Genomic DNA, 21,760 nt, shown 5'->3' with positions numbered 1-21,760 from the left:
AGTGAGAAATGGTTGGTCATGAGATTGCTGGCATCCAAGAGGACCTTCTCCAAGAGCTGGTCTGTCGCTTCTTGCACCTTGTCGCTCATAGCTTGATTTTCAGCTTCAAAGTCCACATCCTCGCCCTTAGCCAGGGCCTGGTCTACCCGACCAATCATTTCGTGACCCCAGGCCATGGTCTTTTCCTGATAATCATCCAAGTCCCCTACATGACTGCTAAAATGAGCATCAGCAAGCCCAGCAATCAGTCGATTGGTCCAGTAGAAAGAATCCGTCGAAACCTTGTCCGTCGTGTTGGCAAAGTAGTCTGGCGTTGTTGAGACTTGAGTAAAGAAAGGAACGGCTGTATTGTAAGGCATGGAGCCGTAGGATAGCCACTGGATCCCAGTCGTTTCCTGCGGTTGATTACGACGAAGTTGTAAGATTGCTGTCTGACTGGTCCGATTGATCCCAATAGTCCGAAAGGCCCGTCTGCTGTGGTAATCTCCCTCTGCTCCATAAGGATCATAAGGCGAATCCTGATAGTGACTGCTCAGGACATACTTGACATCCTCTATAGTAATCTTGCGATATGGCTTGCGGCACCAAGGAATGAAGAAACTCCTTGGATCTTGCTCCACTTCTGGATTGAGAAAACGCTGGATGTCCCAAGCACGCGGTGTATTGTAATGACGGTCCTTATCCTTCTGGCTGCCAAAAGCATAGCGTGGATTGAAGCCCTCGTCCGAGTAATTCAGATTGAGATAGTTTTCCTTGATCAAGTTTTTGAGATTCGGATGACAGAGGAAATGCTCCGGATTGTCAAATTCAAAATAATCACTGCCCAGCTGATTGGGATTGGTCACATAGACATCATCTGGCACGCGCCGCGCCATCCAATGGTGGCCGCCAATGGTTTCCAGCCACCAGATTTCATTGACATCTGAGATAGCAATCCCATTGGATTCATAAGTACCGTATTCCTCTAAGATTTTCCCTAAGCGTAGAACCCCTTCTCGAGCTGTTTTGATATAGGGAAGAACCAGCGTAAGGATATCTTCCTCGCTGATACCTGATTCTACTAGAGGGTCAGCCCCCAGCACGCGGCTATTAGTTGTAATCGTTTCCGTTGCGCTGACAGCAACATTGTAGCTGTTAATCCCAGCAGCTCCCCAAATCCCATCTTTGGGAACTGCATCTGGCACTGCCGTATAGCGGACTGGATTGTCCGGCAAATCCATCTCAAAAGACGTCAAAACAGACTGATAATGGCGGGGCTGGTCTTGTGGCTCCACTACGACAAATTTCTTGGGCGTAAAAACCCCATTTTGTGAATCCTCCGTACGAGCCACAATGGTTGAACCGTCGTAACTGGCCTTCTTGCCCACCAAAATAGTCGTGCAGGAATCTGATAAATGATTAAATTTCATTATTTTCCCTCCGGTACTCTTTATGCTACTTACATTATAGCAAAAAGCAGGCACTCATAAAAGAACCTGCTGTTATCTCTTCGCTGAAACTTCCAATGCCTTATTTGATTTTCAAGACATAGGTATGTTCTTTGTAAAGTTCATCAATCTCAAAATGCTCCAAATCTTCTTTCCTTGATACAATATAATGCCCTTCTCTTTGATAATAACCTAAGGAGTTTCCCGACTTATCTGTCAGACAGATTGTCTGCTGCTTCCTATCAACGCTGAAAGAAAACGATGTTTGATCTTTGGGGCGTCCGACAACTAAATAGTCTTGACAAATCAGCTTGCCGCCCCACTTCTGATAGAGGTGATTTGCTTGTTCTCCGTCTCTGGTAAAGATGATCAAGGCCTCAACTTTCTTTTCATGCAGCTGCTCCCAAGCAGCTTGAAAGAGTTGGCTGGCTATCCCTTGATTCTGAAAATCAGGATGGACAGCTAGATTAGCGAAGTAAGCTATCTTTTCTCCTGGATAATATGGATAAGAATGGCTTGCTTCTTCGGTGTAAATCCCAATATCTAGAAGCCCCACAACCTGATCATCTTCCACTGCTATGAGCTCAACTGAATCTTGGTAAGGCTCTTCAGTAAACTTATCCTTGCTGCGGCTCATATCATCAAAGAAAGGCGAAAAGAGATAACTCAAAGCTTTTGTATAAACCCAACTTTTCTCATAAGTCGAGTCATAGGTTTGTATTTTCATTTCTGGCCTCTTAGTTAAAGATTACAATCGTCGCACCGCTCCCACCGGCATTTTGCGGAGCATAGCCGAAGGACTTGACATGCTTATTGCGGCGGAGGTATTTTGTCACCCCTTCGCGGATGACGCCGGTCCCGATACCGTGGATAATATCCACCTGGGCCATGTTATTGAGGAGGGCCTGATCGATAAAGGCATCCAGCTCTTCCATAGCCTCTTCATAGCGTTTGCCCCGCAGATCCAGTCTGGCTTTCGGTCCAGCAGTATTGGCCCGCTTGACCACATTGACCTGCTTGCGCTTAGGTTGCTGCTCCTTTTCAGCCTTGAGAAGATTAAATTCCTGCTCTTCTAGTGTCATCTTGATGAGACCGACCTGAGCTTCCCAACGACCGTCCTTGAGTTGCTTGACCAAGGTTCCCCTCTGACCATAGCTGGTGACTAGGATATCATCTCCCACCTTGGGCGCCCGATTTTTCTTGGCCTGCTTGAGCACCTTATTCTTTGATAAATCAACCGTTTCTGGTGCCAACTTTTTGAGTTGAGCCTTGGCTTCAATAATCTCATGCGGTTTGAGACTGGACTTATCATGGAGATTTTTGAGAATGCTCTCACTCTCTGACAAAGCCAAATCAACGATTTCCTGAGCTTCCAACCGCGCCTTATTAAGCTCGGTTTCTTTTTCTCGGTTAAACTCATTGTAAAGTTTTTTGAGGGCTCGGTTAAATTTGAGATTTTCCTGCTCCACCTCGCGGATATTATCCAAGCGCTTGCGGCTTTCCAGCGTCTGCTCTTCTAAGCGCTCAATAATCCGATTGACATCGCTGTCTGTGTTGGTCTGCTCTTGGGCATGGCCAACGATAACTTCCGCCAAGCCCAAACGTCGAGCGATTTCAAAGGCATTGGATCGGCCAGGCACTCCCTGCATAAAGCGATAGGTCGGCCGCAAACTGTCAGTATCAAATTCCATGCTGGCATTTTCCACCCAGTCCGTCTCAATCCCATAGGCTTTGAGCTCAGGATAATGAGTCGTCGCCATGGTTTTAATCTGCCTCAACCGCAAGTCTTCCAAGATAGCAATAGCCAGAGCTGCACCCTCCTGCGGATCAGTCCCAGCTCCTAGCTCATCCAGCAGGACCAAGCTATCGCTATCCACCTGCTCCAAAATAGAGACGATATTGGTCATGTGACTAGAGAAGGTAGACAGGCTCTGCTCAATGGACTGCTCATCACCAATGTCTGCAAAAATCTGACTGAAAATCCCGACGCGGCTGCCCTTGTCCGCCAGAATCGGCAGACCTGACTGGGCCATGATCTGAGCCAGCCCCAAGGTCTTCAGCATGATGGTCTTACCACCGGTATTAGGCCCGGTAATAACAATCTCTGTCAAATCAGGCCCGAAATGTAGGTCATTGGCCACTGCATTTTCAATCAGGGGATGACGGACACTAAGCAGTTGGATATCCTGCTCTTCCGACAGGTCTGGCACCACCGCTCCCGTCTCTTGCATGAAGCGGACCTTGGCACGCACCAGATCCAGATGTCCAATAATCCAAGCATTGTTGGCAATTTCAGCTGCATGGGGACGGAAGAGATCCGATAATTCCTGCAAAATCCGCTGAATTTCATAACGCTCGTCCGCCCGACTGCTGGCAATTTCTTCGTTGAGATTGACAACTGCTCTAGGCTCGATATAGACGGTATTGCCGCTGGCTGAAATATCGTGAACCACACCAGAAATGCGGTTGCGGTAGGTATTTTTCACAGGCAGCACATTGCGACCATTCCGGCTGGCCACTACCTGATCCGCCAGCATCTCTCCCTTGTTTTTGAGAATCTCTTGCAGAATTTCCCGCACCTGGTTTTCATTTTCTTGAATTTTTCGGCGGATACGGCTCAAACTTTCGCTGGCAAAGCTTTCGATAAAGCCGCCATCATTAACAGCCTGCAGACTTCCTTGCAGCTTAGGGAACACAGCTAGGTTCTCAAACAGACGGTCCAGCTTTTCCAAGTGCACATTTTCCAAGTCCTCATAAAAGGACTTGAGCTCCTGAGTCACAGCCAAGACGCGCTTGAGAGCCAAAAACTCCTCAATATTCAAGTCGCTTTCCAGCTCCAAGCGCTTGGTCAAGGCAGTAATATCCTGAGTCGCAGCCAGACTAAAGTGCGGATGCTGCACAAAAATCTGCTGCATATCTGTCATTTCCAGAAAAGCTGAGGCCACCGTCTCCATCTTGCTAGTCGGCAAAAGCAGGCCCAGCTCCAACTGCCCCTGCTCGGTCAGAAGATAGGGAGCAAACAGTTCTTTAATCTTGCTAAATTCTAAGGTTTCTAAAATTTTTGTGTTCATAATTTTCTTTTCTAGTAAAAAAGAACTCAGCTAGCAGGCCAACTGAGTCGTCTTTTATCCGATAACTTGATTCACCCAGAGATCTTTGAGGATATTGGATGTGATAGGGGTATACTTGACAATAAAGCGAATCATGAAGCTGCTGTTGAGCCGCTCCTGAACCATCTCCATCGGCACCGTCGCTAAAATAGTCAGGCACATTCCCAAAACAAAAATAGAGATGCAAACAGCAATGACTCCGCTGGTCACATTGTACCATTTGGTATCCAGCTTATTGGGATAGGGAATCAGATTCGCAAAAATCCCGAAAAAGCGCCCAAGGATATAGACAGCCGTAAAAATAATGAGATAGGCCAAACCAGCATAAAAAACCTGATCCAACTGAAAAAGCTGGGAGCTAGGGAAAAAGTAGGTCGAAGAGCCCTGAGTTGCGCTGGCATAAGGCACCCAAAGGCTGATAAACTTAGCCAAGCTCTTATAAAAAGCTCCAGCCACCAGCATAGAAACCATGGTCGCAGAGGCATAATAGCCCTGCAGAACAATGCCACGCGAGTAGCCAATATAAAAGCTCCAGGCCAATATTAGTAAAATAATAATAGAAAACATTATTGCTCCTCTATTTACCCGACTTTTCTCTTAAATCACTGAGCATTTTGTGACGAAAATCTTCTAGTTCTTTTTCTTTGTCATCAAACTCAATCTCGCGGCTGAGCTGGGTAGATAGGCTATTGACCGCCAGCAAAATCGCCAGGACTTCATCATCTGCCGCAGGCATCTGCTCTTTGATAGCCTTGTATTTTTCCTTTGCTACCCGTTCTACTTCTTCCATAAAGAGATTATCGTGTTCTGTTGTTAGAGTTAAGGTCTTGTTTCCAAATGTAAATTTATATCGATTCAAATTTGCCATAAAATCACCTCATTGTATTATATCAAAAAAGAAGCCCTTTGTCAGTTATTAAAACACTTGGAACTAGACAAGGACTTTCTTTTTCATCTTTTTTGACATTGTAAACAGCGGTGCGCTCCTACAAAATTTTTGTAGGATTTTCAATCTTATGACTTTCGACTTTTCCTTTTTATGGTACAATAGGGGGTATGGAAAGTATCACCCTCAGTCCCAAACAGCAAGAAATTCAGGCTTTTGTTGAGAAATATCAGAGCCAGCTGGCTCCCAGCAAGAACCCGCATATTCAATATTTCTTCCGGCTGGATCAGGCGACGGTCAGTGTCTTTAGCTCCGGAAAAGTTCTCTTTCAAGGGGCAAAAGCTGCTCACTACGCTGGCTTTTTTGGCCATCAAGTGACCAAGACCAGTTCTAGTCCTGCTTCTCAGAATTTCGCCCTCATTGGGACAGATGAGGTCGGAAACGGCTCCTACTTTGGAGGTCTAGCCGTCGTAGCTTCTTTCGTCACTCCAGACCAGCATGACTTTCTGAGAAAACTGGGTGTCGGTGATTCTAAAACCTTGAACGATAGCAAGATTCGCCAACTGGCACCTGTCTTGAAAGAAAAGATTGCTCATCAAGCTCTGCTCCTATCGCCAGAGAAGTACAACGAAGTCATCGCTTCTGGCTACAATGCCGTCTCTGTCAAGGTAGCTCTGCACAATCAAGCTATCTACCTACTGCTGCAAAAAGGCATCAATCCCGAAAAAATTGTCATCGATGCCTTTACCAGCCAGCAAAACTACAATAAATACCTAAAGCAGGAAAAAAACCATTTTCCAAATCCGGTAAGTCTGATTGAAAAGGCCGAAGGAAAGTTCCTAGCTGTTGCGGTCAGCTCTATTATAGCTCGTGACCTCTTTCTGGAAAATCTAGAAAATCTTAGTCAAGAGTTAGGCTATACCCTGCCTAGCGGAGCCGGAAGCAAGAGCGATCATGTTGCCAGCCAGATTCTCCAAGCCTACGGAATGGCCGGTCTGCAGCATACTGCCAAACTCCACTTTAAAAATACTGAAAAAGCTCAAAAACTTCTAGAAAGGTAACCTATGAAAAAATCAAATACTGCTGTTGTCATTCTCAAAGAATGGGGACTCTTTATCTTCTTTATATCTGTCATTATCCTGTCAAGGCTCTTTCTCTGGTCGCCTGTCAAGGTAGACGGCCACTCTATGGACCCTACTCTGGCCAATGGGGAATACCTGCTGGTCCTCAAACATCAGTCTATTGACCGCTTTGATATCGTTGTCGCCACTGAGACAGATAATGACGGAACGACCAAGGAGATTGTCAAACGGGTCATCGGTATGCCGGGCGACACTATTCAGTATGAAAATGATACCCTTTACATCAACGGCAAAAAGACAGATGAACCTTACCTGACGGACTACATCAAGAAATTTAAAGAAGACAAGCTCCAATCCACTTATACTGGGGACGATTATGATGACAATGGTGAGTTTTTCAGAAAACTCGCTGCTCAGGCTCAAGCCTTCACTGTTGATAGTGAAGGCAGCCCTGTCTTCACCGTCAAGCTTCTGGATGATGAATACCTGCTTCTAGGTGACGATCGGATTGTTTCCAAGGATAGTCGCCAAGTCGGTACCTTCCAAAAAGAACAAATCCAGGGAGAAGCCAAGTTCCGCTTCTGGCCACTGCTGCCTTTTAAGACCTATTAAGCATACCGAACTCAGTTGAACGTCAGCTGGGTTCGTTTTAAAAGAAGAACCTATAAACTATGGAATTTTACTTTTCAGGAACGATTGAACGGATTATTTTTGAAAATCCCAGCAACTTTTTCCGCATCCTGCTCTTAGATATTGAGGATACAGATGCCGAAGATTTTGAAGATTTTGAAATCATTGTCACCGGCTCCATGGCAGATGTCATGGAAGGCGAAGACTACACCTTCTGGGGCAGTCTTGTCCAACACCCCAAATATGGCCAACAGCTGAAAATTTCCCGCTATGAGCGAGCAAAACCCAGCAGCAAAGGCCTAGTAAAATACTTCTCCAGTGACCATTTCAAGGGCATCGGGGTCAAGACTGCTCAAAAAATCGTCCAACTCTACGGAGAAGATACCGAGGACACCATTGACAAGATTTTAGCGGAGCCGGAAAAGCTGACTCAGATAAACGGCTTAGCAGCTAAGAACCGCGAGGCCTTTGTCGCCAAGCTCAGACTCAACTACGGAACTGAGATGGTACTAGCCAAACTGTCAGCCTACGGCATTCCCAATAAGCTGGCTTTTCAAATCCAGGATACCTACAAGGAAGAAACGCTGGATATTGTCGAAAAATATCCCTATCAGCTGGTAGAGGATATTCAGGGGATCGGCTTTAAAATCGCTGACCATCTGGCAGAAGAGCTGGGGATCCAAAGTGATGCCCCTGAGCGTTTTCGGGCTGGTCTTGTCCACACCTTGCTGACCCAGTCTATGGAGCGGGGAGATACCTATGTCGAAGCTCGTGATTTACTAGAGCATACCATCGAACTCTTAGAAAGCTCACGCCAAGTGGAGCTGGACCCTAGTCTAGTCGCTGATGAGCTGGCTCATCTAATTGAGGAAGATAAGGTCCAGAATGTAGAGACCAAGATCTTTGAAAACAGCCTATTTTTTGCTGAAGAAGGAATAAAAAGTAATCTGGTTCGTCTGTTGGAAAAAGGAGAGCAAGACTGCTTTGACGCAGATAACATTACTGCGGCTATCCAGCAAGTGGAGGAGAACTCCGGTATCTCCTATGACAGTATCCAGAAAGAAGCTATCCGTCAGGCTATCAATCAGAAGGTCTTTATCCTAACCGGCGGACCGGGTACTGGAAAAACTACCGTTATCAACTGTATCATCGCAGTCTACGCCCAGCTTCGCGGTTTGGATCTGCGAAAGGTCAATGATCTGCCGATTCTGCTAGCGGCTCCCACTGGTCGTGCTGCTCGGCGCATGAACGAATTGACTGGTCTGCCTAGCGCCACTATCCACCGCCACTTGGGGATGACTGGAGATGATGATACCAGTCATTTGGATGATTATCTGGATGCTGATTTTATCATTGTGGATGAATTTTCCATGGTCGATACTTGGCTGGCTAATCAGCTGCTCAGCAATATCTCCTCTCAAACCAAGCTCTTGATTGTCGGAGATGCGGATCAACTTCCGTCTGTCAGTCCAGGTCAGGTTCTGGCAGACTTGCTGCAGATACCGACTATCCCACAGACCAAGCTGGAAACCATCTATCGGCAGAGCGAAGAGTCTACAATCGTCACACTGGCCAGCCAGATTCAGAAAGGCATTTTACCAGCAGACTTTACAGAGAAAAAAGCGGATCGCTCATATTTTGAAGCTAGAAATGAACATATCCCGCCTATGATTGAGAAAATCGCTAGCGCTGCCATTCGCAGCGGTATCCCTGCTCAAGATGTTCAGGTATTGGCACCTATGTATCGGGGGCCAGCCGGCATTGACCAGATTAACAATCTTATGCAAAATCTCATCAATCCTGTCGAGAAAGAGGAACTGACCTTTGAAGCTCCCGACTGTCAGTATCGCCAAGGAGATAGGGTTATCCACTTGGTCAATGATGCCGAAAGCAATGTCTTCAACGGTGACTTAGGCTATATCAGCGATCTGCTGCCTGCTAAGTACACCGACTCCAAGCAGGACGAGCTGACCATTGACTTTGATGGCAATGAACTTGTTTATCAGCGTAGCGAGTGGTATAAGATTCGCCTGGCCTACGCCATGAGCATCCACAAGTCTCAGGGCAGTGAATTTCCCGTGGTTATCTTGCCCATCACCAAGAGCAGTCACCGAATGCTGCAGCGCAACCTCATCTACACCGCTATCACCCGTGCCAAGAGCAAGTTGATCTTACTTGGGGAAAAAGCAGCCTTTGACTATGCTGCAAAAAATACTGGAACCGCCCGTAAAACCTATCTCATCGAGCGCTTTGGAGACCTACCGCAAGCCGAAAGCAATATCCACAATCCTGTGGATAAAATGAAAACACCTGTGGAAAACTATGTCCTGACTGAGGAAAACTTCCAGAAAATTGACCCTATGATTGGAATAAGAGAAGAAGATATAAAGGGAATTTTTAAGTAATCCTTGACTCCCTTCTTTGCTCTGTGTATAATGCTAAAATGTGGCTATACGACCAGACAAAACAACAATTAACTTTCTTCAAAGGAGATATTAATGAAATACAATAAATATGCCTCTCTAATAAAATGGGTGCTTGTAGGATGCTGTCTTATTTTATTTGGTACCCGTTCATCAAAAAACATTAAGGATATCAGTGTGGAAACCTTGCGAAAAGAAGGAAAAATTCTTTCTGCAAAAATCTCTGATACCTCCTACAGCCAAGCAATACAAATTACTCATATTGATGGACCGGTTGCTGAGTTAAAAGAAGAGCATGACTCAACCTATTTCTACAAAGTAACTTATATAGATAAAAATGGTAGGGAAGCCGATATTGGCCTACGCAATGATTCTTCAACTAGCCGCTTCGTAGATGAACTAGAAAAAGCGAATACTTTAGGAGGAGAGCCAAAATGGTTGATTGCCTCAGTACACTCAGCTTCAGATATTCCTGATTACGCTAAAATCATGAACTCTCATCTATTTAATGATGAAAATAACCAACAACTGAAATACTACATCACTCTCTCTGATGACAAAGAATTCCAAAAAGGTGGAACAACTTCCTTCACTTTCTTCACCTATATTGCTATATTCTGCATTTTGATCGGGTTCATCCGTTATTACTTAAACCATAAAAGATTGAATGATTTTTACAGACTCTATCCCGAGTTGAATGAAACGCTGGATCAGATTGAAAACAATGGTGGTTATGTTGACCCAGATATTCGTGTCTTCTTTTACAAGAATCATCTGGTCAGTTACAAATCTAGCTTTAAAACATGTGACATACATGACGCGCTAACAATTTATCATCATAGCAATTCATTCATGATTTCTATCTTTCCAATCATCAGAAAAAATGAGATTCGGGTTGTCCTTTCTGATGGCAACGAAGAGAAACTGCCTCTAAGACATCAAAACGTTTCTAAAACAGATCTTGCTTTAACTCGTTTAAAAAATCAAATCCATGAAAAATTTCCAAATATTGAATTATAAAGAGGACAGTTTGCTGTCCTCTTTATATTAACTTTCTACAATTGTATTTAGAAAATTCGGTGTACCAATCATCGCTTAGCTTCGTTTTAAGTATGTCAGAGTCTGTTCCATCAGATCGTCACTAAGAATATCAATGCCAATAGATTCCAGCATAAAGCGGATAAAGCGGAGACGCTCAGCCTGCTTTTCAAAACTTTTCTCTGAAAATCGACCCCCTAATCGGCCTGACCGAGGAAGATATCCACAGTATATTCGGAACATAAATAAAAAGGCAGGGACAGAATTAAATTTTTTAGTTCTGTCCCTGCCTTTTTTATGCTTTTTTTTTTCTGGCTAAAGAGAGCCGCATGAGCTCATCATTAAAGATATCCATGCCGACCGAGGTCATCATAAACTGCAGAAAATGGAGGCGTTCTGGCAGTTTTTCAGGATCGCTTTCAAAAACTGTCTCATTCATCCAGAAGTTCACTAGCAGCAGAAAGACTTCCGCAGCCTGGTCCGGATACTGAGTCTGGATAGACCCATCTGCCATGCCTTTTTTGATAATATCGCTGACCAGAGGGGCGCCTATCCGCAGATTGTCCCGCATCATGGTCAAAATAAAACCTGCATCCTGCTCGTACTCATCCACAATGCCGTCTAAGGCCCGGGCTGTCTGACTTTCCAGATTGGACTTGAAGATGGTTTGCAGCTGCTCCCTGCCGGTCAGATTTTCCGTAGCCTTGAGCCACTGCTTCATCTCTTCTTCCATCAGCTCCTGCCGGCTCCTCATCACCGCCAGGACAATCTCATCTTTTGACTTGAAATGATGGTAGATAGCCCCCTTGGAAATGCCTGCCGTCTGGGCGATGTCCTGCATACTGGTCTTTTCGGACCCCTTTTGGATAAAGAGCTGGGTCGCTGTATTTAAAACTTTTTCTCTCATGGCCTGGGATTTGTCTTTTCGTTGCGCCATTCTGTTCCCCTTTGTTTCTGATATAGCTTTATTCTACCAGAAAAGCCGGGAAAATACAAAATTAGAAAAACAGCCACTAAAGCTTGTCTTGCTGACTCCTTTGATACCAAAGATAGATACTGTAAGCCGCCATCAAGATATAGCCTAGGAAAAAGAGGGGATTTTCCGTACCCTTACCAGCAAAAATGCCTTCGCCAATAGTATTAATGAGCCCATGAAAGAGGACACAATAGAGGACAGACTGACTGGTCTTGTAAAGGGCTGCCAGCCAGAAACGGCTGAGCAGGCAAAAGGCTGTAAAGACCAGAAGAGAGGTCCCCGCCTGACTGCTGCCCGGCGTAAAGAAGAGAGGCAAATGCCAAACTGCCCAAATTAATCCCATTGCCCCAGTAGCTAGCGGAAAAGGAAGTTGCTTTTCTAAGGCCGGCTGCAGGAAACCCTGCCAGCCAATTTCTTCATTACCACCTGTCAAGAGAGTCGTTACCAGAGCTAGAATCAAGACATTCAAAAGATTCAAACCTGGCAGCGGCTTGGTCACAAAGGCAATGGAAATCGTGAAGAGCCCCACAAAAATCAATAGATAAGGCCAGCTTCCTTTCCTAGTAAACTTGATAAAAGCCAGCATTTCTTTCAAAGACTTACCTAAGACAAGCTTGGTGCTTATAGCAGGACCAAATGTTCCCACTATCATGAGAAGCGAAGGAAGCAGCGGCACTCGTCCTTTCAGCACAGCTGAGAGAATCCACGCAGACCAAGTGATACCAAAAGTCCAAAGCAGAAAAAATAGAATTTGCTTGACAGATGAGGAATCTTTATAGCTTCTAGCTTGCATTTTTCTCAGCCCCTTTCCGATTGCCCTTCCAGTACCACCAGCCTAGCAGTAAAATTGTCATCACCGCATTTGCAGCATGAAAGCTTAGGGACGTTCCGCCCTTGATAGCTGCTCCTACGATGACTGTCTGGGCAAAGTTTATACAGCCGTGAAAGACCATGCAGGCAAAGACAGAGGCCGTCTGCTTGTAGAGAACCGCCTGACAGAAACAGAGCAAGATACCAAAGGAGAGATAGAAGGGCAAAGAAATCTGACTTTGACTCGTTCCCGGAATCAGCCAGAGAGGCAGATGCCAGGCCACCCAGACCAGAGCCGTGATGACAGTTGCCAGAGGGAAGGAGAATTTTTTCTCCAGAGCCGGCTGCAGCACTCCCCGCCAGCCCAACTCTTCATTCCCGCCCCCAGCAAAGGTGACAAAGGTCCAACCCAGAGGAAACATGAGTATGGCATTGAGCGGCGGTAATACAGGATTGGCAATAAAGAGAGTCAAAATCCGAATCAGGCAGAAGACTAGCATATACAGCCACCAGCCCTTAGCATGAGAAAAGATAAAGGACAGCATTTGCTTCGGTTTAGAAATGTTAAGGCTGATAAAGCTCCCTAGAGCCGGGCCAAAACCTCCTATCAAGATAAAGACAGTTCCCAGAGTTTCTGCGCTGTTGGTGACCTGCAGCACAGATAAAATATAGAGAATCAGCCAGGCACCCCAGCTAATACCAAAGGTCCAAGCTAAGAAAGGCCAAATATGCTTGGGTTCTGGCCCTACATGTGTTTGTGTGTTCATACGATAACTCCTTATCAAATGTAGAATAGTGAAAAATCATTCGAAAACTGGATAAAAGCATCCTTTACCCTCAGTCGTTCAGATGATTGCCTGTTTTGAAACGCAGTCTTTTAAAATCCGACCATTTGGTTTGTTTTTGTTATAAAAAATAAAGACCTGCGCTAAATAGAAAACATAGTCTTTTAGTCCTTGCCTAAAATAAAAAGCAAAGATAAATTAAATGATGTTAAAAGAACCGTCAGCACCGTCTAGCTGCTACCAGCTGCTTTTAGTTTCTAAGTTGTCCTAACTCTGATGCTTAAGACAGGTCATCTCTCTGCTACTTGCTCCTTTCCTGATTTTGCAATCGCCGGATATGCCATAGATTGGAGGCAAGGCTCAGACCGCCTACTGCTATAATACCCAGTCCTCGCCATGGGCTAAAGACAGAAGTCAGCAAGCCACCAGCAAGGACAGCATATCCAGCTTTGACTCCCCACTTAGAATAGCGTATGCCATTCTCACCCTGTGTTATCTTTTCTAGCCACACCTTACGTTTTTCTGCCTGCTGCTGCAAAAACTCTTTCTGACCTTCCAGCTGCCGATCCAGCTCCTGATTCATCTTGAGGATGTGCTCGCTTGTTTTTTCTACTACAGATTTCTTCATTTCTGCTCCTTTCTTTTTAAAAACCGACCAGGCGGTTTTTTATTTTATAAACTCAGTATAACAGATACAGAAAACTTTGTCCACTATTTTTTCAAAAAAGATTATTTTTAGTCAATGAAAATTATCAGACAGCTTAGAAGCTCGTCACAAGCAACTCTCTCATACTAAAAACTATATCTAAAAAAGCTCGGTAACGAACCAAGCCTTTATCTTTATTCAAACCCCGTCACTGTCAGTCCTAGCAGTCGGATACCTCGTGGTTGCTCTTCCAAGCTATCGTATATCTCATGCGCAGTTCGCTCGATTTGCTCCTTGTCTCGAGTGGCTAGATTCAAACTTTTCCTTTTAGTCAAGGTGGAGAAATCAGCATAGCGGATTTTCAGAACGATGGTTCGCCCTTTCTTGTCATGCTTAGTCAAGCTATTTTCTACCTTCTGTGCCAGCAGGGTCAGCTCTTTCTTGATGTCCTCCTCACTATAGAGCAGTTTGGCATAGGTCCGCTCCTTCCCGATCGACTTACGAATACGATTGGATTTGACTGGACTATTGCTGATGCCACGCGCTTTACGATAGAGATCAAAACCAAAGCGACCAAACTTATCAATCAAGGTCATTTCTGATACCTTGAGCAGATCTGCACCGGTATAAATACCCATGCCATGTAGTTTTTCAACGCTCTTCTTACCAACTCCATGAAACTTGGCAATATCCATAGGCGCCAGAAAGGCCTCTGCTTCCTCAGGCAGAATAACAGTCAGACCATGAGGCTTCTCATAGTCACTGGCAATCTTGGCCAGAAACTTATTATAAGAAACGCCTGCCGAAGCTGTCAGATGGAGTTCATTCCAGATATCATGCTGAATCAGCTTGGCTATTTTGACTGCGGATTTAATCCCCAGCTTGTTTTCCGTTACATCCAGATAAGCCTCGTCGATGCTCATGGGTTCAATCAAGTCCGTATAACGTTTGAAAATTTCTCGGATCTGCAATCCGACCGCCTGATATTTTTCGTAATTCCCCGAGATAAAAATCCCCTGGGGACAACGCTCATAGGCTTCCTTGGAGCTCATAGCCGAATGAACTCCGAACTTTCTGGCCTCATAATTGCAGGTGGAGACGACACCACGACCGCCTGTCAAGCGTGGGTCGCTGCCGATAATGACTGGATGCCCCTTTAACTTAGGATTATCCCGCTCTTCCACCGAAGCGAAAAAAGCATCCATATCAATGTGGATAATCTTCCGAGATGTATCGTTAATCAGTGGAAAAATCAGCATACCCTCCTCCTTTCTCCTGCCATCAATCTCAGCTTACAGGCTTTCACAAAGTCAGCCCTTTTTGCTCAAATAAATCTGAAACAGTTTTTCGTTCTTGTAAAAAGTATTTTAAACGTAAGATTCTTCGTCAGCAATTTTTGTATGACATTTTAATTACTTTTATTATAACTTTTTTACCCATTTTTCCAAAATATTTGAAAAGAGTTATGTTTTTCAAATCTATAGTACACATCTGAGACTTTTTACTTTCTGTATTATAAAAGAAAGTCTTTCTTTCTGCCAAAAATGGTTTGTGAAACCGATTACCATATGATATACTTTACTTATAAATGTAACAGTTTATGTTGCTAGAATAAAGAGGAAAATCAAATGGTTGTAAAAACAGTTGTTGAAGCTCAAGATATTTTTGACAAAGCTTGGGAAGGCTTCAAAGGTGAAGACTGGAAAGAGAAAGCAAGTGTTTCTCGCTTCGTTCAAGCTAACTACACACCTTATGATGGAGATGAAAGCTTCTTGGCAGGTCCTACTGAGCGCTCACTCCACATCAAGAAAATCGTAGAAGAAACAAAAGCTCACTACGAAGAAACTCGTTTCCCAATGGACACTCGTCCAGCATCTATCGCTGATATTGACGCTGGTTACATTGACAAGGACAACGAACTGATTTACGGTATCCAAAACGACGAACTCTTCAAATTGAACTTCATGCCAAAAGGCGGTATCCGCATGGCTGAAACTACTTTGAAAGAAAATGGATACGAACCAGATCCTGCTGTTCACGAAATCTTTACTAAATATGTTACTACAGTAAATGACGGTATCTTCCGTGCTTACACTTCTAACATCCGCCGTGCTCGTCACGCCCACACTGTAACTGGTCTTCCAGATGCTTACTCACGCGGACGTATCATCGGTGTTTACGCACGTCTTGCTCTTTATGGAGCTGACTACCTCATGGCTGAAAAAGTTCGCGACTGGAATGGTTTGACTGATATTGACGAAGAAACAATCCGTCTGCGCGAAGAAATCAACCTGCAATACCAAGCACTTGGTGAAGTTGTAAAACTTGGTGACCTTTACGGAGTTGACGTTCGCCGTCCTGCTTTCGACGTTAAAGAAGCTATCCAATGGACTAACATCGCCTTCATGGCTGTCTGCCGTGTTATCAACGGTGCTGCAACATCTCTAGGACGTGTGCCAATCGTACTTGATATCTTTGCAGAACGTGACCTTGCTCGTGGTACATTTACTGAATCAGAAATCCAAGAATTTGTTGATGATTTCGTTATGAAACTTCGTACAGTGAAGTTTGCTCGTACGAAAGCTTACGACCAACTTTACTCTGGTGACCCAACCTTCATCACTACTTCTATGGCAGGTATGGGTAACGACGGCCGTCACCGTGTTACAAAGATGGACTACCGTTTCCTTAACACACTTGACAACATTGGTAACTCTCCAGAGCCAAACTTGACCGTTCTCTGGACTGACAAACTTCCATACTCATTCCGTCGCTACTGTATGCACATGAGCCATAAGCACTCTTCTATCCAATACGAAGGTGTAACAACTATGGCTAAAGACGGCTACGGTGAAATGAGCTGTATCTCTTGCTGTGTGTCTCCGCTTGACCCTGAAAATGAAGAACAACGCCACAACATCCAATACTTTGGTGCTCGTGTAAACGTGCTGAAAGCCCTTCTGACAGGTCTCAACGGTGGTTACGACGATGTTCATAAAGACTACAAGGTATTTGACATCGAGCCTATCCGTGACGAAGTTCTTGAATTCGAATCAGTTAAAGCGAACTTTGAAAAATCTCTTGACTGGTTGACTGACACTTACGTAGATGCTTTGAACATCATCCACTACATGACTGACAAGTACAACTACGAAGCTGTTCAAATGGCCTTCTTGCCAACTTACCAACGCGCTAACATGGGATTCGGTATCTGTGGATTTGCCAACACTGTTGATACCTTGTCTGCTATCAAGTATGCAACTGTTAAACCAATCCGCGACGAAAATGGCTATATCTACGACTATGAAACAATCGGAGAATACCCACGTTGGGGTGAAGATGATCCTCGCTCTAACGAACTGGCTGAATGGTTGGTAGAAGCTTACACAACTCGTCTGCGCAGCCACAAACTTTACAAGAACGCTGAAGCAACAGTATCACTCTTGACTATCACATCTAACGTTGCTTACTCTAAACAAACTGGTAACTCACCAGTCCATAAAGGAGTGTACCTCAACGAAGATGGTAGCGTGAACTTGTCTAAATTGGAATTCTTCTCACCAGGTGCTAACCCATCTAACAAGGCAAAAGGTGGCTGGTTGCAAAACTTGAACTCTCTTGCTAGCTTGGACTTTAGTTACGCAGCTGACGGTATTTCCCTGACAACTCAAGTATCACCTCGTGCGCTTGGTAAGACACACGACGAACAAGTAGACAACTTGGTAACAATCCTGGATGGCTACTTCGAAAACGGTGGTCAACACGTTAACTTGAACGTTATGGACTTGAAGGATGTTTACGACAAGATTATGTCTGGCGAAGATGTTATCGTTCGTATCTCAGGTTACTGTGTAAATACTAAGTACTTGACTCCAGAGCAAAAGACTGAATTGACTCAACGTGTCTTCCACGAAGTACTCTCTATGGACGATGCTTTGAGCTAATAAACGACTAAGGACTTACAAACCATTTGAAAGAAGATTGGAAATTTCCAATCTTCTTTTTTGTATTTCAGACTTCGAATGACTGCCAACTTGATGATATTTTTCAGAGGCTTTATGGTATAATGGTTCTATTGCTATACTAGGAAAAGGACTGGGGAAATGACAGAGAAAGGTATCAGGGAAGAAGCCAAAGATTTCAATCTGGCGGTAGATGTCATCATGCTGGCTGGGACACTGCTGCTGCAGAGCGGTTCCGAGACTTATCGGGTGGAAGACACCATGATTCGTATCGCTCATTCGCAAGGGATAATCGACTGCAATGCCTTAGCAATGCCAGTGGCTATTTTCTTTTCGATTGAAAATACAAATGTTTCACGGATGAAGCGTAATCTCAAGACCAACTACAATATCGAGAAGGTCTGCGATGTCAATCAGGTCTCCCGTCAGTTGGTAACAGGAGAAATTAGCCTTCAAGAGGCTTTTGATGAGCTGAATCGCCTCAAAGTCAAGGAGCTGCCCTATAACAACAAGCAGCTGATTGCTGCCGCAACGCTCAGTGCTCCCTTCTTCTCCATCATGTTTGGCGGAAATTTCTACGATGCTTTGGGGGCTGCCATTGCTACCTTCTTTGGCTTTGCCTTCTCTTTGTATGTGGACAAATATATCCGCATTCCTTTTGTGACAGCTTTTGCCGGTGCCTTTGTCTTCGGACTGCTGGCTCATATCTGGACGCGTTATTCCGGTTTTAACTCCACAGATGATTTGATTATTGCGGGTTCTGTCATGCCTTTTGTCCCTGGCATTGCTCTGACCAACTCTGTGCGTGACATCATGACCAACCATATCAACTCTGGGATGAGCAAGCTCTTTGAATCGCTCCTCATCACTCTTGCTCTCGGTGCAGGCACTTCTGTTGCCCTCCTTATTATGAAATAAGCCTATGACAATCTTGACATTCTTACTGCAAGCAGTTGCCAGCCTACTGGCTATCATTACCTTTTTAATCGTTCTAAATGTCCAGCGCAGTATGCTGATTCCCGGTGGAGTACTGGGTATGGCTATTTGGCTGCTCTATCTCCTGCTCAAAGGACCGACCAATGTCATTATAGCAACCTTTGTGGCTGCTATCATTGGTTCCTGCGTCAGCCAAATTCTCAGCATCATCTACAAAACGCCCGCTGTTGTTTTTATTTTGGCTATTCTAGCCCCCTTGGTCCCAGGCTACATTTCCTATCGGACGACTGCCTTCTTTGTCACTGGTGACTATAGCCAGGCCATGATTCACGCCACTCTGGTAGTCATTCTAGCTTTGGTCATCTCAATTGGCATGGCCAGCGGCACCGTCGTACTCAAGCTCTACCACTATTTAAAAAAGCGCCAAACCAAACTCACAGCAAACAAACAGTAGAGCCATCTGCTGTTTTTATTTTGGAAAATACATCTTAAGCCTGATTTAGCTGAGATTAGATGTTTTTGTAAGAGTTTTATTCCTAAGTATGGTAAAATAGTCTTCGGAATATACTAGAATAAAAGGATTTAAAGAGGTCTTATAATGACAATCGGAATCGACAAAATCGGTTTTGCGACCAGTAATTATGTCTTAAAATTAAATGATTTAGCTGCAGCCCGTGAGACTGACCCAGAAAAGCTTAGCAAGGGACTCTTGCTCAAGGAACTAAGCATTGCTCCTCTAACTGAGGATATTGTTACTTTGGGAGCCGCGGCAGCAGACCCCATCCTGACAACAGAGGACAAAGAAAAGATTGATATGGTCATCGTGGCTACTGAGTCAGGGATCGACCAGAGCAAGGCGGCAGCCGTTTTTGTCCACGGCCTTTTGGGTATCCAGCCTTTTGCCCGCAGCTTTGAAATCAAGGAAGCCTGCTATGGAGCAACTGCTGCACTGGACTATGCCAAGCTCCATATCGAAAAACATCCAGACAGCAAAGTTTTGGTGTTAGCTAGCGACATTGCCAAGTACGGCATTAACACACCTGGCGAGCCAACACAGGGAGCCGGAGCCATTTCTATGCTGATTAGCGGCAATCCTCGTATCCTCGCTTTCAATGATGATAATGTAGCTCAGACGCGCGATATCATGGATTTTTGGCGCCCAAATTACTCGACAACCCCTTATGTCAACGGCCTCTATTCAACCCAGCAATATCTGGATAGCTTAAAGACAACTTGGATGGAGTACCAGAAGCGCCACAAGCTAGCTCTCAAAGATTTTGCGGCCTACTGCTTCCACTTGCCCTATCCAAAACTTGCCCTTAAAGGCCTCAATAAAATCATGGATAAAAGCCTGCCTCAAGAGCAGCAAGATCAGCTTAGAAAGAACTTTGAAGCCTCTATTCTCTACAGCCAAAAGGTTGGAAATATCTATACAGGCTCCCTCTTCCTAGGTCTTCTGTCTCTTTTAGAAAACTCTGACAACCTCAAGGCTGGTGATCGAATTGCTCTCTTCGGCTATGGCAGCGGAGCTGTATCTGAAATCTTTAGTGCCAATTTGGTAGAGGGCTATGAAAAGCATCTATCTCAAACACGCCTAGAGGAATTAGACCAACGTCAGGCTCTTTCCATCCCAGACTACGAGCGCATCTTTTTTGAAGAAGCTGAGCTGGATGCGGAGGGCAATGCCAGCTTCTCTGGCTATGAAGACCAAAGCTTTGCTCTGGCAGAAATTGCAGAGCACCAGCGCAAGTACATCAAAGTTGAGAAATCATCATGAAAGTAAACTGGACTGGATTTTCCAAAAAAACTCCTGCTGAACGGCTGCAGATGTTGAAAGAAAAGGGACTTTTACAAGATGAACATTGGCAGCTGCTAGACAGTCAGCAGACTTTGCCTCTGGAAACGGCCAACCAGATGAGTGAAAATGTGCTAGCCACTCTGGCTCTGCCTTACTCTCTGGTGCCAGACTTTCTGGTGGATGGCAAAAGCTATCAAGTTCCATTTGTGACAGAAGAGCCATCTGTGGTAGCAGCGGCTAGCTTTGCCGCTAAGATTATCAAACGTTCAGGCGGATTTGAAACCGAGGTTCACAAACGCCAGATGATTGGGCAGATCGCCCTCTATCAGGTTGATGATAAAGACCGAGCCATTAAAGATATTCTCAAGAAAAAGAAAGAGTTACTGGAACAGGCCAACCAAGCTTATCCATCGATTGTTGCCCGTGGGGGCGGAGCTAGAGATCTCTGGCTGGAGCCAAAGGATGACTTCCTCATTTTTTATCTTTCTGTGGATACACAGGAAGCCATGGGTGCCAATATGCTCAACACCATGCTGGAGGCCCTCACCCTTTCTCTGGAAGAGCTGACTGGCGGTAAAAGTCTGATGGCTATCCTATCAAACTATGCAACAGATAGCCTAGTAACAGCCCGCTGTGTCATCGACTATCGTTTTCTCAGTCGGGATAAGGCCGAGGCGGAACTTCTTGCGGATAAAATGCAACTAGCCAGTAAATTAGCAAAGGTCGACCCTTACCGGGCAGCTACCCACAATAAAGGTATCTTTAATGGTATTGGTGCTTTGGTGCTGGCTACTGGAAATGACTGGAGGGCTATAGAAGCTGGCGCTCATGCCTATGCCAGCCGAGAAGGAAGCTACCGCGGCCTCTCTACTTGGACGGCAGACCCAGACAAACGCCAGCTTCACGGTCAGATGACCCTGCCCATGCCCATTGCAACTAAGGGGGGCTCCATCGGCCTCAATCCCACAGTGACAGCCAGCTTTGACTTGCTAGGGCAGCCTCAGGCCAGGGACTTGGCATCCCTCATCGTATCGGTTGGATTGGCACAAAATTTCGCTGCCCTCAAAGCCCTGGTCAGCACTGGTATCCAAGCCGGACACATGAAATTGCAAGCCAAATCTTTAGCATTACAAGCTGGAGCCCAGGGTGAAGAAATTGCTGCTGTAGCCAATCGCTTAACAGCCATGAAGACTTTCAACCTCGCTACTGCTCAGGAAATTCTAGCTGATTTACGAAAACAGGACAAGTAAA

General features: G+C 45.0%; 19 protein-coding genes. 9 read left to right on the top strand and 10 right to left on the bottom strand.

Going from position 1 to position 21,760, the window contains the following annotated elements; all coding sequences use genetic code 11:
- The 5 genes from RP262_RS08060 to RP262_RS08040 form a co-directional block, all read right to left on the bottom strand.
- Positions 1–1,409 (bottom strand): C69 family dipeptidase (locus RP262_RS08060; protein WP_311154806.1); only part of this gene is annotated, 1,409 nt, incomplete at its 3' end.
- 100 nt (positions 1,410–1,509) lie between these two features.
- Positions 1,510–2,154, bottom strand: a complete 645-nt coding sequence (locus tag RP262_RS08055) for a GNAT family N-acetyltransferase (RefSeq protein ID WP_311154805.1) — start codon at positions 2,152–2,154, stop codon at positions 1,510–1,512.
- Between the two features lie 10 nt (positions 2,155–2,164).
- Entirely contained in the window at positions 2,165–4,498 is a 2,334-nt protein-coding gene (locus tag RP262_RS08050) for an endonuclease MutS2 (protein ID WP_311154804.1), read from the bottom strand.
- Between the two features lie 54 nt (positions 4,499–4,552).
- Positions 4,553–5,104, bottom strand: coding sequence for a CvpA family protein (locus RP262_RS08045; protein WP_311154803.1), 552 nt, complete (start codon positions 5,102–5,104; stop codon positions 4,553–4,555).
- A gap of 10 nt (positions 5,105–5,114) precedes the next feature.
- Positions 5,115–5,405, bottom strand: a complete 291-nt coding sequence (locus tag RP262_RS08040; protein WP_002896593.1) for a hypothetical protein — start codon at positions 5,403–5,405, stop codon at positions 5,115–5,117.
- A gap of 188 nt (positions 5,406–5,593) precedes the next feature.
- Here RP262_RS08040 and rnhC point away from each other — a divergent pair, with 188 nt between their 5' ends.
- The 4 genes from rnhC (at position 5,594) to RP262_RS08020 (ending at position 10,578) form a co-directional block, all read left to right on the top strand.
- Positions 5,594–6,484 (top strand): ribonuclease HIII, encoded by an 891-nt coding sequence (gene rnhC / locus RP262_RS08035; RefSeq protein ID WP_311154802.1) that lies wholly within the window; start codon positions 5,594–5,596, stop codon positions 6,482–6,484.
- 3 nt (positions 6,485–6,487) lie between these two features.
- Positions 6,488–7,117 carry a signal peptidase I gene (lepB, locus tag RP262_RS08030; protein WP_125330885.1) on the top strand — a complete coding sequence of 210 codons (630 nt, stop codon included), beginning with the start codon at positions 6,488–6,490 and terminating at the stop codon, positions 7,115–7,117.
- A gap of 59 nt (positions 7,118–7,176) precedes the next feature.
- Entirely contained in the window at positions 7,177–9,540 is a 2,364-nt protein-coding gene (locus RP262_RS08025) for an ATP-dependent RecD-like DNA helicase (RefSeq protein WP_311154801.1), read from the top strand.
- Between the two features lie 93 nt (positions 9,541–9,633).
- Positions 9,634–10,578, top strand: a complete 945-nt coding sequence (locus RP262_RS08020; RefSeq protein ID WP_311154800.1) for a hypothetical protein — start codon at positions 9,634–9,636, stop codon at positions 10,576–10,578.
- 313 nt (positions 10,579–10,891) lie between these two features.
- On the opposite strand, the gene RP262_RS08015 is transcribed toward RP262_RS08020, so the two are convergent.
- The 5 genes from RP262_RS08015 to dinB all read right to left on the bottom strand — a co-directional run bounded on the left by RP262_RS08015 (position 10,892) and on the right by dinB (position 15,072).
- Positions 10,892–11,533 (bottom strand): TetR/AcrR family transcriptional regulator, encoded by a 642-nt coding sequence (locus tag RP262_RS08015; RefSeq protein WP_311154799.1) that lies wholly within the window; start codon positions 11,531–11,533, stop codon positions 10,892–10,894.
- 76 nt (positions 11,534–11,609) lie between these two features.
- Positions 11,610–12,365: a CPBP family intramembrane glutamic endopeptidase gene (locus RP262_RS08010; protein WP_311154798.1), complete on the bottom strand. Its 756-nt coding sequence runs from the start codon at positions 12,363–12,365 to the stop codon at positions 11,610–11,612.
- On the bottom strand, positions 12,355–13,149 hold the full coding sequence (locus tag RP262_RS08005; RefSeq protein WP_311154797.1) for a type II CAAX endopeptidase family protein: 795 nt from the start codon (positions 13,147–13,149) through the stop codon (positions 12,355–12,357). The genes RP262_RS08010 and RP262_RS08005 overlap by 11 nt, the downstream gene beginning before the upstream one ends.
- A gap of 319 nt (positions 13,150–13,468) precedes the next feature.
- Positions 13,469–13,795 (bottom strand): hypothetical protein, encoded by a 327-nt coding sequence (locus RP262_RS08000; RefSeq protein WP_311154796.1) that lies wholly within the window; start codon positions 13,793–13,795, stop codon positions 13,469–13,471.
- 212 nt (positions 13,796–14,007) lie between these two features.
- Positions 14,008–15,072 carry a DNA polymerase IV gene (dinB, locus tag RP262_RS07995; protein ID WP_311154795.1) on the bottom strand — a complete coding sequence of 355 codons (1,065 nt, stop codon included), beginning with the start codon at positions 15,070–15,072 and terminating at the stop codon, positions 14,008–14,010.
- A gap of 369 nt (positions 15,073–15,441) precedes the next feature.
- On the opposite strand from dinB, the gene pflB reads away from it, so the two are divergent.
- The 5 genes from pflB to RP262_RS07970 all read left to right on the top strand — a co-directional run bounded on the left by pflB (position 15,442) and on the right by RP262_RS07970 (position 21,759).
- On the top strand, positions 15,442–17,757 hold the full coding sequence (gene pflB / locus RP262_RS07990; RefSeq protein WP_311154794.1) for a formate C-acetyltransferase: 2,316 nt from the start codon (positions 15,442–15,444) through the stop codon (positions 17,755–17,757).
- A gap of 159 nt (positions 17,758–17,916) precedes the next feature.
- On the top strand, positions 17,917–18,693 hold the full coding sequence (locus RP262_RS07985) for a threonine/serine exporter family protein (RefSeq protein WP_002901514.1): 777 nt from the start codon (positions 17,917–17,919) through the stop codon (positions 18,691–18,693).
- Positions 18,694–18,697: 4 nt separating this feature from the next.
- The gene (locus tag RP262_RS07980; protein WP_002903393.1) at positions 18,698–19,165 is read left to right on the top strand and encodes a threonine/serine exporter family protein; all 468 of its coding nucleotides are present in this window, start codon (positions 18,698–18,700) and stop codon (positions 19,163–19,165) included.
- A gap of 144 nt (positions 19,166–19,309) precedes the next feature.
- Positions 19,310–20,488 carry a hydroxymethylglutaryl-CoA synthase gene (locus RP262_RS07975; protein ID WP_268682824.1) on the top strand — a complete coding sequence of 393 codons (1,179 nt, stop codon included), beginning with the start codon at positions 19,310–19,312 and terminating at the stop codon, positions 20,486–20,488.
- The gene (locus RP262_RS07970; RefSeq protein ID WP_268682823.1) at positions 20,485–21,759 is read left to right on the top strand and encodes a hydroxymethylglutaryl-CoA reductase, degradative; all 1,275 of its coding nucleotides are present in this window, start codon (positions 20,485–20,487) and stop codon (positions 21,757–21,759) included. Before RP262_RS07975 ends, RP262_RS07970 begins: the two co-directional genes overlap by 4 nt.
- Position 21,760 lies beyond the last annotated feature (1 nt).

This window comes from uncultured Streptococcus sp., from assembly GCF_963456385.1.
Taxonomy (GTDB): domain Bacteria; phylum Bacillota; class Bacilli; order Lactobacillales; family Streptococcaceae; genus Streptococcus.
Note: the sequence above shows the minus strand (reverse complement) of the source record. Positions and strands in the feature narration are given on the sequence as shown.

Excerpts from the sequence above, each read along its gene's own strand:
- RP262_RS08025 (WP_311154801.1), top strand. The coding sequence starts at position 7,177 with ATGGAATTTTACTTTTCAGGAACGATTGAACGGATTATTTTTGAAAAT.
- RP262_RS08010 (WP_311154798.1), bottom strand. The coding sequence starts at position 12,365 with ATGCAAGCTAGAAGCTATAAAGATTCCTCATCTGTCAAGCAAATTCTA.
- RP262_RS08045 (WP_311154803.1), bottom strand. The coding sequence starts at position 5,104 with ATGTTTTCTATTATTATTTTACTAATATTGGCCTGGAGCTTTTATATT.
- RP262_RS07980 (WP_002903393.1), top strand. The coding sequence starts at position 18,698 with ATGACAATCTTGACATTCTTACTGCAAGCAGTTGCCAGCCTACTGGCT.
- RP262_RS08050 (WP_311154804.1), bottom strand. The coding sequence starts at position 4,498 with ATGAACACAAAAATTTTAGAAACCTTAGAATTTAGCAAGATTAAAGAA.
- lepB (WP_125330885.1), top strand. The coding sequence starts at position 6,488 with ATGAAAAAATCAAATACTGCTGTTGTCATTCTCAAAGAATGGGGACTC.
- RP262_RS07975 (WP_268682824.1), top strand. The coding sequence starts at position 19,310 with ATGACAATCGGAATCGACAAAATCGGTTTTGCGACCAGTAATTATGTC.
- RP262_RS07970 (WP_268682823.1), top strand. The coding sequence starts at position 20,485 with ATGAAAGTAAACTGGACTGGATTTTCCAAAAAAACTCCTGCTGAACGG.
- RP262_RS08015 (WP_311154799.1), bottom strand. The coding sequence starts at position 11,533 with ATGGCGCAACGAAAAGACAAATCCCAGGCCATGAGAGAAAAAGTTTTA.
- rnhC (WP_311154802.1), top strand. The coding sequence starts at position 5,594 with ATGGAAAGTATCACCCTCAGTCCCAAACAGCAAGAAATTCAGGCTTTT.
- RP262_RS07985 (WP_002901514.1), top strand. The coding sequence starts at position 17,917 with ATGACAGAGAAAGGTATCAGGGAAGAAGCCAAAGATTTCAATCTGGCG.
- RP262_RS08005 (WP_311154797.1), bottom strand. The coding sequence starts at position 13,149 with ATGAACACACAAACACATGTAGGGCCAGAACCCAAGCATATTTGGCCT.
- dinB (WP_311154795.1), bottom strand. The coding sequence starts at position 15,072 with ATGCTGATTTTTCCACTGATTAACGATACATCTCGGAAGATTATCCAC.
- pflB (WP_311154794.1), top strand. The coding sequence starts at position 15,442 with ATGGTTGTAAAAACAGTTGTTGAAGCTCAAGATATTTTTGACAAAGCT.
- RP262_RS08000 (WP_311154796.1), bottom strand. The coding sequence starts at position 13,795 with ATGAAGAAATCTGTAGTAGAAAAAACAAGCGAGCACATCCTCAAGATG.
- RP262_RS08040 (WP_002896593.1), bottom strand. The coding sequence starts at position 5,405 with ATGGCAAATTTGAATCGATATAAATTTACATTTGGAAACAAGACCTTA.
- RP262_RS08055 (WP_311154805.1), bottom strand. The coding sequence starts at position 2,154 with ATGAAAATACAAACCTATGACTCGACTTATGAGAAAAGTTGGGTTTAT.
- RP262_RS08020 (WP_311154800.1), top strand. The coding sequence starts at position 9,634 with ATGAAATACAATAAATATGCCTCTCTAATAAAATGGGTGCTTGTAGGA.